Source organism: Pseudomonas sp. HMWF021 (assembly GCF_003061005.1).
Taxonomy (GTDB): Bacteria; Pseudomonadota; Gammaproteobacteria; order Pseudomonadales; family Pseudomonadaceae; genus Aquipseudomonas.
In genome coordinates, this window is record NZ_QAIK01000167.1 from 18789 (window position 1) to 32642 (window position 13854).

Below are 13854 nucleotides of genomic sequence, written 5' to 3' on the forward strand. Positions count from 1 at the left end.
CGGGGATAAATCCCCTCGCCACTAAGTGCGTCTGTTTCAGGGAATTAACTTAAAGAATAAAGCCTGTGTACATTTTATTTCGAACAACTCCGAATCGAACCTTTGATATAGCGACTGACGCTAACGCCTAGCACGGTAAGACAGTTTTGTGCGCGAATCCTAATAAATCAATTCTGTACTGAAAACAGATGCTGAAAATTTGCCAAAAGCTGAAAAACAACTAGCGTGATAATTCGAAAGTAATAAGACCAATTCCCAACCACAACAGGCAAAGGCCTCTAGGACGGGCCTTCCAGACGATAGCGTTATGCCTTCAGTTGTTTCATAAGTCATTCATTAACAATGGAATGTGGCCATGAACTGATCCAAGTCAGCTGTTTGAACAGACAACAGCATTACGCTGTGAACTCTTCTCTCCTGCAATGGAGTCATGCAATGTCTGAAGCTCCCGGAAAACTACGACTAGGTGCACTGGTTGCCTTGGTAGTCGGATCAATGATCGGTGGCGGGATATTCTCTTTGCCACAAAACATGGCCGCCAGCGCCGACGTCGGCGCGGTGCTGATCGGTTGGGCCATCACCGCTGTCGGCATGCTCACCCTCGCTTTTGTCTTTCAAACCCTCGCCAATCGCAAGCCTGACCTGGACGGCGGTGTCTACGCCTACGCCAAGGCCGGTTTCGGCGACTACATGGGTTTCTCGTCCGCCTGGGGCTACTGGATCAGTGCCTGGCTGGGCAACGTCGGCTACTTTGTTCTGTTGTTCAGCACCCTCGGGTATTTCTTTCCGGTTTTCGGCGAAGGCAACACGGTTGCTGCAGTGATTGGCGCCTCGGTGCTGCTGTGGGCCGTGCATTTCCTTGTGCTGCGCGGGATCAAGGAAGCGGCGTTCATCAACCTCGTGACCACCGTCGCCAAGGTCGTGCCGCTGCTGCTGTTCGTGCTGATCGCGATCTTCGCTTTCAAACTGGACATCTTTACCGCCGACATCTGGGGTGTGAAAAACCCGGATTTGGGCAGCGTGATGAACCAGGTGCGCAACATGATGCTGGTCACCGTGTGGGTGTTCATCGGCATCGAAGGCGCAAGCATCTTCTCGGCGCGGGCGGAAAAACGCTCGGACGTCGGCAAGGCCACCGTCATCGGCTTCATCACCGTGCTGCTGTTCCTGGTGCTGGTCAACGTGCTGTCGCTAGGCATCATGACTCAGCCGGAACTGGCCAAACTGCAGAACCCTTCGATGGCCGCCGTGCTGGAGCACGTGGTCGGTCACTGGGGCGCGGTGCTGATCAGCGTCGGGCTGATCATCTCGCTGCTGGGGGCGCTGCTGTCGTGGGTGCTGCTGTGCGCGGAGATCATGTTCGCCGCCGCCAAAGACCACACCATGCCCGAGTTCCTGCGCCGCGAGAACGCCAACCACGTACCGGTCAACGCCCTGTGGCTGACCAACGCGATGGTCCAGCTGTTCCTGATCATCACCCTGTTCTCGGCCAGCACTTACCTGTCACTTATCTACCTCGCCACCTCGATGATTCTGGTGCCGTACCTGTGGTCGGCCGCCTATGCCCTGCTGCTGGCAGTGCGCGGTGAAACCTACGAGGGTTTTGCGGCCGAACGGCGCAAGGATCTGATTATCGGCGGCATCGCGCTGATCTACGCGGTGTGGCTGCTGTATGCCGGCGGGGTCAAGTATCTGCTGCTCTCGGCCCTGCTCTACGCACCCGGCGCGATCCTGTTCGCCAAGGCCAAGCTGGAACTCAAACAACCGATTTTCACTAACGTCGAGAAGCTGATTTTCGCCGCAGTGGTCGTGGGTGCCCTGGTGGCTGCCTACGGTCTCTACGACGGCTTCCTGACCTTGTAACCCTTGATTTGTAATCTGGAGGATCACTGCAATGACCACGGAAAAAGTTAAGTACGGCGTCCATTCCGAAGCCGGCAAACTGCGCAAAGTCATGGTTTGCTCCCCAGGTCTGGCCCATCAGCGCCTGACCCCCAACAACTGCGATGAACTGCTGTTCGACGACGTGCTCTGGGTGGCCCAGGCCAAACGCGACCACTTCGACTTCGTGACCAAGATGCGTGAACGCGGGATCGAAGTGCTGGAAATGCACAACCTGCTGACCGACATCGTCGCCATCCCCGAAGCGCTGGACTGGATCCTCGACCGCAAGGTCACCGCTGACTCGGTGGGCCTGGGCCTGATCAGCGAAGTGAAATCCTGGCTGAAGAGCCTGGAGCCGCGACACATCGCCGAATACCTGATCGGCGGCGTATCGGCCGATGATCTGCCGGACAGCTTCGGTGGCAAGACCATCCAGATGTTCCGCGACTTCCTCGGCCACTCCAGCTTCATCCTGCCGCCGCTGCCGAACACCCAGTTCACCCGCGACACCACTTGCTGGATCTACGGCGGCGTGACACTGAACCCGATGTACTGGCCGGCGCGACGTCAGGAAACCCTGCTGACCACTGCCATCTACAAGTTCCACCCGCAGTTCACCAACGCCGATTTCGAGATCTGGTACGGCGACCCGGACAAGGATCACGGCAGCTCGACCCTCGAGGGCGGCGACGTGATGCCAATCGGCAACGGCGTGGTGTTGATCGGCATGGGTGAACGCTCGTCGCGGCAGGCCATCGGCCAACTGGCGCTGAACCTGTTCAAGAACAAAGCCGTGGAAAAAGTCATCGTCGCCGGCCTGCCGAAGTCCCGTGCCGCGATGCACCTGGACACCGTGTTCAGCTTCTGCGACCGCGACCTGGTGACGATCTTCCCGGAAGTGGTCAACCAGATTGTCGCGTTCACTCTGCGCCCTGACGAAAGCAAACAGGGCGGCATCGACATCCGCCGCGAGGAAGGCAGTTTCCTCGACACCGTGGCCAAAGCCCTCAACCTGCCGAAGCTGCGCGTGGTGGAAACCGGCGGCAACAGCTTCGCCGCCGAACGCGAGCAATGGGACGACGGCAACAACGTGGTGGCCGTGGAACCGGGCGTGGTCATCGGCTACGACCGCAACACCTACACCAACACCCTGCTGCGCAAGGCCGGCGTGGAAGTCATCACCATCAGCGCCGGCGAACTCGGTCGTGGCCGTGGCGGCGGCCACTGCATGACCTGCCCGATCGTGCGTGACCCAATCGATTACTAACGACCATCTCCCCGGCCGCACCCATCCCGTAGCGGCCGGGCCGATTACCGAATCCAAGGAGAATCATCATGGCGTTCAACATCCACAACCGTAACCTGCTCAGCCTGGAACACCACACCCCACGTGAGCTGCGTTACCTGCTCGACCTGTCTCGCGATCTGAAACGCGCCAAGTACACCGGCACCGAGCAGCAACACCTGAAGGGCAACAACATCGCCCTGATCTTCGAAAAAACCTCGACCCGCACCCGCTGCGCGTTCGAAGTGGCGGCTTACGATCAAGGCGCCAACGTCACCTACATCGACCCGAACTCGTCGCAGATCGGCCACAAGGAAAGCATGAAGGACACGGCCCGCGTGCTGGGTCGCATGTATGACGCCATCGAGTACCGTGGCTTCAAACAGGAAATCGTCGAAGAGCTGGCGAAGTTTGCCGGGGTGCCGGTGTTCAACGGTCTGACCGATGAATATCACCCGACGCAAATGATTGCCGACGTGCTGACCATGCGCGAACACGCCGACAAGCCGATCCACGAAATCAGTTACGCCTACCTCGGTGACGCGCGCAACAACATGGGTAACTCGCTGCTGCTGGTCGGCGCCAAACTGGGCATGGACGTACGCATCTGCGCGCCGAAAGCCCTGTGGCCGCATGACGACCTGGTGGATCGCTGCAAAAAATACGCAGAAGAATCCGGCGCCCGCATCACCCTCACCGAAGACCCGAAAGCGGCGGTCAAAGGCGTGGACTTCATCCACACCGACGTCTGGGTCTCGATGGGCGAGCCGGTGGAAGCCTGGGCCGAGCGTATCCAGCAACTGCTGCCGTATCAGGTCAACAAGGAGCTGATGAAAGCCACCGGCAACCCGCGCACCAAGTTCATGCACTGCCTGCCGGCGTTTCACAACAGCGATACCAAGGTCGGCAAACAGATCGCCGAACAGTACCCGCACCTGGCCAACGGCATCGAAGTGACCGACGACGTGTTCGAGTCGCCCGCCTGCATCGCCTTCGAGCAAGCGGAAAACCGCATGCACACGATCAAGGCGATCCTGGTCTCGACCCTGGCTGATCTCTAATTGATCGACACGGTCACTGTGGGAGCTGGCTTGCCAGCGATAGCGGTGTGTCAGACAACAGAAATGCTGACTGATACACCGCCATCGCGGGCAAGCCCGGCTCCCACAGTGATCGCACCGAGCCGTTAATCATTACCTGTAGGAGCTGCCGAAGGCTGCGATCTTTTGACTTTGTTTTTTTAAAAGATCCAGATCAAAAGATCGCAGCCTTCGGCAGCTCCTACAGGGTTATCGAATTCTGAAAGGATTGCATTATGCGTATCGTCGTAGCTCTGGGCGGTAACGCCCTGCTCCGTCGTGGCGAGCCGATGACCGCTGACAACCAGCGCGCCAACATCCGCATCGCCACCGAGCAAATCGCCAAGATCCATCCCGGCAACCAACTGGTCATCGCCCACGGCAATGGCCCGCAAGTCGGCCTGCTGTCGCTGCAGGCGGCGGCCTACACCTCCGTCACCCCTTACCCGCTGGACGTGCTCGGTGCCGAAACCGAAGGCATGATCGGCTACATCATCGAACAGGAACTGGGCAACCTGCTGGACTTCGAAGTGCCGTTCGCCACCCTGCTGACCCAGGTCGAAGTCGACGCCAAGGACCCGGCCTTCCAGAACCCGACCAAACCGATCGGCCCGGTCTACGACAAGGCCGAAGCGGAAAAACTCGCCGCCGAGAAAGGCTGGGCGATTGCCGCCGACGGTGACAAATTCCGTCGCGTGGTGGCCAGTCCCCGGCCAAAACGCATCTTTGAAATCCGCCCGATCAAGTGGTTGCTGGACAAGGGCAGCATCGTCATTTGCGCCGGTGGCGGCGGTATTCCGACCATGTACGACGAGCACCGTAACCTCAAGGGCATCGAGGCGGTGATCGACAAGGATCTGTGCTCGTCACTGCTGGCCGAGCAACTGGAAGCCGACTTGCTGGTGATCGCCACCGACGTCAACGCGGCGTTCATCGATTACGGCAAGCCGTCGCAGAAAGCCATCGCCGAAGCGCACCCGGATGAACTCGAACGCCTCGGTTTCGCCGCCGGCTCCATGGGGCCGAAGGTGCAGGCAGCCTGCGAATTCGCACGCCATACTGGCAAGGTTGCGGTGATCGGCTCGCTGGCGGACATCGAAGCCATCGTTCAGGGCACTGCGGGTACGCGGGTCAGCACGGCGAAGTCCGGTATCAGCTACCGATAACGATCAGAAACTCCTGGGGCAGGCCGAGGTTCTGCCCTTCTCCCATGCCTTGAAAGGAGAAACCCATGGCTCAGTTCGAACCCGGTCATTTGCACATCGAGCGGCACGCGTTGAACAAGGACGATGTCAGTTACGACCTGTGCCTCGACTATCAAGTGTTCACCGATCCCAAGGACGGCAAAGGAATGCAGTTCACCCTGCACGGCAGCATCCAGGGCAAGGACATGAAGGAAACGTTTTTCCTGCCCAAGGACCAGGCCTACAACTTCGCCAGCAACGTGACCAAGATTGCCGAGAAATATGGCATTCCCAAGACTCACAGCAGCATCGGCTCGCAGCACAAGCATTACGACCTGATGTTCGAGGATGTGCGGGTGCAGTTGAATATGAAATCCGGGGACCCGGTGAAACCGGAACACCTCGAATAACCACCCGAATCAAAAGATCGCAGCCTTCGGCAGCTCCTACATTGATCGCTTTTCTGTAGGAGCTGCCGAAGGCTGCGATCTTTTGATCTGATTTCACCATTGCCCCGCCCCAAGGCATACTTGCCCCCCTCCGCACTGCAGAACACTGAACCGCCCCCATGCGTATCCACGTCAGCTTCATCGACCGCGTCGGCATTACCCAGGAAGTCCTGGCGATCCTCGGTGGGCGCAATCTCAATCTGGATGCGGTGGAGATGATTCCGCCCAACGTTTACATCGACGCGCCGACCTTGAGTGCGCAAGTGCTCGAAGAGTTGAAAGATGCGCTGTTCCGCGTGCGCGGCGTGGAGGCCGTGGTGGTGGTCGATATTCTTCCGGGCCAGCGCCGGCACTTGCAGCTGGATGCCTTGCTCGCGGCGATGACCGACCCGGTACTCGCCCTCGATAGCGCGGGGAAAGTGCTGCTGGCGAACCCGGCACTGATCGCCCTGTACGGCCGCGAACCGGCGGGGGAAAGCGTCGCTGAACTGTTCAACGATCCCGGCCTGCTGGACACCCTGCTCGAACAAGGCTTGCGCCTGTCACTGCGGGAAATCACCGTCAACGGCCAGACCCTGTTGCTCGACGCCACGCCGATCACCGACGCAGGCGCGCTGCTGACCCTGTATCAACCGAACCGTATCGGCGAACAGCTCTCGGCGCTGCACCATGACCACGCCGAGGGTTTCGACGCGCTGCTCGGCGAATCTCCGGCGATTCGCACCCTCAAGGCCCGCGCACAACGGGTCGCCGCACTCGATGCGCCACTGCTGATTCAAGGCGAAACCGGCACCGGTAAAGAACTGGTGGCCCGCGCCTGCCACGCGATCAGTGCGCGGCACAGTGCGCCGTTTCTCGCACTGAACTGCGCGGCCCTGCCGGAAAACCTCGCCGAGAGCGAACTGTTCGGCTACGCCCCCGGCGCCTTCACCGGTGCGCAACGTGGCGGCAAACCGGGGCTGATGGAACTGGCAAACCAGGGCACGGTGTTTCTCGACGAGATCGGCGAGATGTCGCCGTACTTGCAGGCCAAACTGCTGCGTTTTTTGAATGACGGCAGCTTCCGTCGAGTGGGCGGTGATCGCGAGGTGAAGGTCAACGTGCGGATCCTCAGCGCGACCCACCGCGATCTGGAAAAAATGGTCAGCGAGGGATTGTTCCGCGAAGACCTGTTCTATCGCCTCAACGTACTCAATGTCGAGGTGCCACCGTTGCGGGAGCGTGGTCAGGACATTCTTTTGCTGGCGCGCTATTTCATGCAGCAGGCGTGTGCGCAGATCCAGCGCCCGGTCTGCCGCCTCGCCCCCGGCACCTATCCGGCGCTGCTCGGCAATCGCTGGCCGGGTAACGTGCGCCAGTTGCAGAACGTGATCTTCCGTGCGGCGGCAATCTGCGAAAGCAGTCTGGTCGATATCGGCGATCTGGACATCGCCGGCACCTCGGTAGCGCGGCAGACCGACAGCGACGTCGACAGCCTCGAACAAGCCGTCGAGTCCTTCGAGAAAGCGCTGCTGGAAAAACTCTACGTCAGCTACCCCTCGACCCGCCAACTGGCCAGCCGCCTGCAGACCTCGCACACGGCAATCGCCCATCGCCTGCGCAAATACGGCATCCCCAACAAACCCTGAACCACCACAAATCCCCTGTAGGAGCTGCCGCAGGCTGCGATCTTTTGATCTTGAAAAACAGAATCAAAAGATCGCAGCCTTCGGCAGCTCCTACAGCGCGGGTTTCCAGTTCAGGATTTGTATTTTCTGCTTGAAAGCGACCTCCATCTGTACTGAAAGCGCTACAGCGGAACGATATCGATACACCCTTCTCCGATCACTGCTGTGCAAGGCTTTGATCCGATTCAGCTTTTTTCCCTGCCCTGATCTGTAGCGATTTCGCTACACACGCCTCGTCATCGCATTGACCAAAAATCAATAACTCATTGTTTTATATAGATAAATTCAAGATGGCCGCGTTCTTGCTAAGTATCCGTTCATAAAATCAGGGCTTTGCCGCCCAAGCCTTCCACCGCGTCCACCAGACGAGTCTGGCCCCTTAGGAGTTTCCATGAGCGAGTTGCGTTTTACTGAAGATCACGAATGGCTGCGCACCGAAGCTGACGGCAGCGTTACTGTCGGCATCACCGCTTTCGCGCAGAACGCCCTGGGCGACGTGGTGTTCGTGCAACTGCCTGAGCTGCAGGCTTACGAAAAAGGCGCCGAAGCCGCCACCGTGGAATCGGTGAAAGCCGCCAGCGGCGTGTACATGCCGCTCGACGGCGACGTGCTGGAAACCAATCCGGCGCTGGAAGAAGCTCCGGAACTGGTCAACGAAGATCCGCTGGGCGAAGGCTGGTTCTTCCGCTTCCAGCCAAGTGACGCCTCGGCTGTAGCGAAACTGCTGGATCAGGACGCCTACGACCGCTTTATCAAAGCCCAAGCCGAAGCCTGAGGAGTAACGACATGACCCAAGTAAACCTCGGCACTGCCAACGAATTCATTGCCCGTCACATCGGCCCGCGCGCCGGTGACGAGCAAGCCATGCTCAACAGCCTCGGCTTCGACTCGCTCGAAGCGCTGAGCGCCAGCGTGATCCCGGAAAGCATCAAGGGCACCAGCGTGCTCGGCATGGACGATGGCCTGAGCGAAGCCGACGCACTGGCGATGATCAAATCGATTGCCGGCAAAAACCAGCTGTTCAAGACCTACATCGGTCAGGGCTACTACAACTGCCACACGCCGTCGCCGATTCTGCGCAACCTGCTGGAAAACCCGGCCTGGTACACCGCTTACACCCCGTACCAGCCGGAAATTTCCCAGGGCCGTCTCGAAGCGCTGCTGAACTTCCAGACCCTGATCAGCGACCTCACCGGCCTGCCGATCGCCAACGCCTCCCTGCTCGACGAAGCCACCGCCGCTGCCGAAGCCATGACCTTCTGCAAGCGCCTGAGCAAGAACAAGGGCAGCCACCAGTTCTTCGCCTCGATCCACAGCCACCCGCAAACCCTCGACGTACTGCGCACCCGTGCCGAGCCGCTGGGTATCGACGTGGTGGTCGGCGATGAGCGTGAACTGAGCGACGTGACGCCGTTCTTCGGCGCGCTGCTGCAATACCCGGCGAGCAACGGTGATGTGTTCGACTACCGCGAACTGACCGAGCGCTTCCACGCCGCCAACGCACTGGTGGCCGTAGCGGCCGACCTGCTGGCCCTGACCCTGCTGACCGCCCCGGGCGAGTTCGGCGCCGACGTCGCCATCGGTTCGGCGCAACGCTTCGGTGTGCCGCTGGGCTTCGGTGGCCCGCACGCGGCTTACTTCTCCACCAAGGATGCGTTCAAGCGCGACATGCCCGGCCGTCTGGTCGGTGTGTCGGTTGACCGCTTCGGCAAACCGGCGCTGCGTCTGGCGATGCAGACCCGCGAGCAACATATCCGCCGCGAGAAGGCCACCTCGAACATCTGCACCGCACAAGTGCTGCTGGCCAACATCGCCAGCATGTACGCCGTGTACCACGGCCCGAAAGGCCTGACCCAGATCGCCAACCGCGTGCATCACCTGACCGCGATTCTGGCCAAGGGCCTGAGCGCACTGGGCCAGACCGTCGAGCAGGCGCACTTCTTCGACACCCTGACCGTCGCCACCGGCGCACAGACTGCCGCACTGCACGACAAGGCGCACGCTGCACAGATCAACCTGCGCGTAATCGACACTCAGCGTCTGGGCCTGTCGGTCGACGAAACCACCACTCAGACTGACATCGAAACCCTCTGGGGCCTGTTCGCCGACGGCAAAACCCTGCCGGACTTCGCTGCGCTGGCCGCTTCGGTACAAAGCACCATCCCGGCTGCGCTGGTGCGTCAGTCGCCGATCCTCAGCCACCCGGTGTTCAACCGTTATCACTCGGAAACCGAGCTGATGCGCTACCTGCGCAAACTGGCGGACAAGGACCTGGCACTGGATCGCACCATGATCCCGCTGGGCTCGTGCACCATGAAGCTCAACGCCGCCAGCGAAATGATCCCGGTGACCTGGGCCGAATTCGGCGCCCTGCACCCGTTCGCTCCGGCCGCACAAAGCGCCGGTTACCAGCAACTGACCGACGAACTGGAAGCGATGCTCTGCGCCGCCACCGGTTACGACGCGATTTCGCTGCAACCGAACGCCGGCTCGCAAGGTGAGTACGCAGGCCTGCTGGCGATTCGCGCCTACCACCAAAGCCGTGGCGATGAGCGCCGCGACATCTGCCTGATCCCGTCGTCTGCCCACGGCACCAACCCGGCCACCGCCAACATGGCCGGCATGCGCGTGGTGGTGACCGCGTGCGATGCACGCGGCAACGTCGACATCGAAGACCTGCGCGCCAAAGCCATCGAGCACCGCGAACACCTCGCCGCGCTGATGATCACCTACCCGTCGACCCACGGCGTGTTCGAGGAAGGCATCCGCGAAATCTGCGGGATCATTCACGACAACGGCGGCCAGGTGTACATCGACGGCGCCAACATGAACGCGATGGTCGGCCTCTGCGCGCCGGGCAAGTTCGGCGGCGATGTCAGCCACCTGAACCTGCACAAGACCTTCTGCATCCCCCACGGCGGTGGCGGCCCGGGCGTCGGCCCGATCGGCGTCAAGTCGCACCTGACCCCGTTCCTGCCGGGTCACGGCCAGATGGAGCGCAAAGAAGGCGCGGTCTGCGCAGCGCCGTTCGGCAGCGCAAGCATTCTGCCGATCACCTGGATGTACATTCGCATGATGGGCGGCGCGGGTCTCAAGCGCGCTTCGCAACTGGCGATCCTCAATGCCAACTACATTTCCCGTCGTCTCGAAGAGCACTATCCAGTGCTGTACACCGGCAGCAACGGCCTGGTGGCGCACGAATGCATCCTCGACCTGCGTCCACTGAAAGATAGTAGCGGCATCAGCGTCGATGACGTCGCCAAGCGCCTGATCGACTTCGGCTTCCACGCCCCGACCATGTCGTTCCCGGTCGCCGGCACGCTGATGATCGAGCCGACCGAAAGCGAATCCAAGGAAGAACTGGACCGCTTCTGCGACGCCATGATCCGCATCCGCGAAGAAATCCGCGCAGTGGAAAACGGCACTTTGGACAAGGACGACAACCCGCTGAAAAACGCCCCGCACACTGCAGCGGAACTGGTTGGCGAGTGGACCCACCCGTACAGCCGCGAGCAGGCGGTGTATCCGGTGGCGTCGTTGATCGAAGGCAAATACTGGCCGCCGGTCGGTCGCGTCGACAACGTGTTCGGTGACCGCAACCTGGTGTGCGCCTGCCCGTCGATCGAAAGCTACGCTTAACCGAAGAAGGGGCAGGTTTATCTGCCCCGCTCCTTCCCTGTAGGAGCTGCCGAAGGCTGCGATCTTTTGATCTTGATCTTGATCTTGATCTTGATCTTAAAAACACGATCAAAAGATCGCAGCCTTCGGCAGCTCCTACAGGGGGATGTACCAAGCCTGATATTCCGCCAATTCCTATAACAAGAAACCGGAGAACCACTCATGTCGTTAAGCGTGTTCGACCTGTTCAAGATTGGCATCGGCCCTTCCAGCTCCCACACCGTCGGCCCGATGCGTGCTGCTGCGCGCTTCGCCGAGGGCCTGCGCCGGGAAAACCTGTTGGCCGCAACCGCTAGCGTTCGGGTCGAGCTGTACGGCTCGCTTGGCGCCACCGGCAAGGGTCACGGCAGCGACAAAGCCGTGCTGCTCGGCCTGGAGGGCGAACACCCGGACACCGTCGACACCGAAACCGTCGCCGCCCGTCTGCAGGAAATTCGCGGCACTGGCCGGCTGAACCTGCTCGGTGAACACAGCATTGCGTTCAACGAGAAAGAACACCTGGCGATGATCCGCAAACCGCTGGCCTACCACCCCAACGGCATGATCTTCCGTGCGTTCGATGCGGCGGGTATTCAAATCCGCAGCCGCGAGTACTACTCGGTGGGCGGTGGCTTTGTTGTGGATGAAGATGCGGCCGGCGCTGACCGCATCGTTGAAGACGCCACACCGCTGACCTTCCCGTTCAAAAGTGCCAAGGACTTGCTCAGCCATTGCGCCACCTACGGTCTGTCGATCAGCCAGGTCATGCTGACCAACGAAAGTGCCTGGCGCCCGGAGGCAGAGACCCGCGCCGGTCTGCTGAAAATCTGGCAAGTGATGCAGGACTGCGTTGCCGCTGGCTGTCGCAACGAAGGCATTCTGCCGGGCGGGCTGAAGGTCAAACGCCGGGCGGCGGCGCTGCATCGGCAACTGTGCAAGAACCCGGAATCGGCGCTGCGCGATCCGCTGTCGGTGCTCGACTGGGTCAACCTCTATGCATTGGCGGTCAACGAAGAAAACGCCAACGGCGGCCGCGTAGTCACCGCGCCCACCAACGGCGCGGCAGGGATTATCCCGGCGGTGCTGCATTACTACATGCGTTTTATCCCCGGTGCGAATGACGATGGCGTGGTGCGTTTTCTGCTGACCGCCGCCGCCATCGGCATTCTGTACAAGGAAAACGCCTCGATCTCCGGCGCCGAAGTCGGCTGTCAGGGCGAAGTCGGCGTGGCCTGCTCAATGGCGGCCGGCGCGTTGTGCGAAGTGCTCGGCGGCAGCGTGCAGCAAGTCGAGAACGCGGCGGAAATCGGCATGGAGCACAACCTCGGCCTGACCTGTGACCCGATTGGCGGGCTGGTGCAGGTGCCATGCATCGAGCGCAACGCCATGGGTTCGGTGAAGGCGATCAACGCGGTGCGCATGGCGATGCGTGGTGACGGGCAGCACTTCGTCTCCCTCGACAAGGTCATCCGCACCATGCGCCAGACCGGCGCCGACATGAAAAGCAAATACAAGGAGACCGCCCGTGGCGGTCTGGCGGTCAACATTATCGAATGCTGATGCTCGCGCATTGGCGGCTGTACATTTTTTCAGGAGTTGAAGATGTCCACCGAACAACTATCGAAAACCCCGCTGCACGCTCTGCACCTCGAACTCGGCGCGCGCATGGTGCCGTTCGCCGGCTACGACATGCCGGTGCAATACCCGCTGGGCGTGATGAAGGAACACCAGCACACCCGTGAGCAGGCCGGGCTGTTCGATGTCTCGCACATGGGCCAGATTCGCCTGAGCGGCGCCAATGCCGCCAAGGCCCTGGAAACTCTCGTGCCGGTGGACATCATCGACCTGCCGGTGGGCATGCAGCGCTACGCAATGTTCACCAATGACCACGGCGGCATCCTTGACGACTTGATGGTCGCCAACCTCGGCAACGACGAGCTGTTCCTGGTGGTCAACGCGGCGTGCAAGGATCAGGACCTGGCGCATCTGCAACAACACATCGGCGATCAGTGCACCATTACGGAGCTGTTCGAAGCGCGCGCTCTGCTTGCTCTGCAAGGTCCGGCCGCCGTAACGGTGCTGGCACGGCTGGCACCGGAAGTGGCGAAGATGACGTTCATGCAGTTCAACCGCGTGCAACTGCTGGGCGTGGATTGCTTCGTCAGCCGCTCTGGCTACACCGGTGAAGACGGCTTCGAAATCTCGGTGCCCACCGCCGACGCGGAAAAACTCGCCCGCGCACTGCTCGCCGAACCGGAAGTCCAGGCCATCGGCCTCGGCGCCCGTGACTCGCTGCGCCTGGAAGCCGGCCTGTGCCTCTACGGCCACGACATGAACACCGAGACCACGCCAATCGAAGCCAGCCTGTTATGGGCGATCTCCAAGCCTCGCCGTGCCGACGGCGCGCGGGCCGGTGGTTTCCCGGGGGCGGAGCAGGTATTTGCTCAACAGCAGAACGGTGTCGCCCGCAAACGCGTCGGCCTGCTGCCACAGGAGCGGACCCCGGTGCGTGAAGGCGCAGAAATCGTCAACGAAGCCGGCGACATCATCGGCAGCGTGTGCAGCGGCGGTTTCGGTCCGACTCTGGGCGGCCCATTGGCGATGGGTTACCTGGACAGCGCGTATGTCACCCTCGACACACCCGTATGG

At 60.8% G+C, this 13854-nt stretch carries 10 protein-coding genes; all 10 read left to right on the forward strand.

Annotated elements, in window-relative coordinates; genetic code table 11:
- The first annotated feature begins 435 nt into the window (after positions 1–435).
- Positions 436–1863 carry an arginine-ornithine antiporter gene (gene arcD / locus DBR18_RS24070; protein ID WP_108592193.1) on the forward strand — a complete coding sequence of 476 codons (1428 nt, stop codon included), beginning with the start codon at positions 436–438 and terminating at the stop codon, positions 1861–1863.
- A gap of 31 nt (positions 1864–1894) precedes the next feature.
- Positions 1895–3151, forward strand: a complete 1257-nt coding sequence (arcA, locus tag DBR18_RS24075; RefSeq protein WP_108592194.1) for an arginine deiminase — start codon at positions 1895–1897, stop codon at positions 3149–3151.
- Positions 3152–3219: 68 nt separating this feature from the next.
- Positions 3220–4230: an ornithine carbamoyltransferase gene (locus DBR18_RS24080; protein WP_003227481.1), complete on the forward strand. Its 1011-nt coding sequence runs from the start codon at positions 3220–3222 to the stop codon at positions 4228–4230.
- Positions 4231–4484: 254 nt separating this feature from the next.
- Positions 4485–5414 (forward strand): carbamate kinase, encoded by a 930-nt coding sequence (arcC, locus tag DBR18_RS24085; RefSeq protein WP_108592195.1) that lies wholly within the window; start codon positions 4485–4487, stop codon positions 5412–5414.
- 65 nt (positions 5415–5479) lie between these two features.
- The gene (locus DBR18_RS24090) at positions 5480–5842 is read left to right on the forward strand and encodes a DUF5064 family protein (RefSeq protein ID WP_108592196.1); all 363 of its coding nucleotides are present in this window, start codon (positions 5480–5482) and stop codon (positions 5840–5842) included.
- A gap of 158 nt (positions 5843–6000) precedes the next feature.
- Positions 6001–7509 carry a sigma-54-dependent transcriptional regulator gene (locus DBR18_RS24095; protein WP_108592197.1) on the forward strand — a complete coding sequence of 503 codons (1509 nt, stop codon included), beginning with the start codon at positions 6001–6003 and terminating at the stop codon, positions 7507–7509.
- Between the two features lie 430 nt (positions 7510–7939).
- On the forward strand, positions 7940–8323 hold the full coding sequence (gene gcvH / locus DBR18_RS24100; protein ID WP_108592198.1) for a glycine cleavage system protein GcvH: 384 nt from the start codon (positions 7940–7942) through the stop codon (positions 8321–8323).
- Positions 8324–8334: 11 nt separating this feature from the next.
- A complete protein-coding gene (gene gcvP / locus DBR18_RS24105; protein ID WP_108592199.1) occupies positions 8335–11187 on the forward strand; it encodes an aminomethyl-transferring glycine dehydrogenase in 2853 nt (950 codons plus the stop codon).
- 201 nt (positions 11188–11388) lie between these two features.
- On the forward strand, positions 11389–12765 hold the full coding sequence (locus DBR18_RS24110) for an L-serine ammonia-lyase (RefSeq protein WP_108592200.1): 1377 nt from the start codon (positions 11389–11391) through the stop codon (positions 12763–12765).
- 42 nt (positions 12766–12807) lie between these two features.
- The coding region (gcvT, locus tag DBR18_RS24115; protein ID WP_177482431.1) for a glycine cleavage system aminomethyltransferase GcvT at positions 12808–13854 on the forward strand (1047 nt) is incomplete at its 3' end.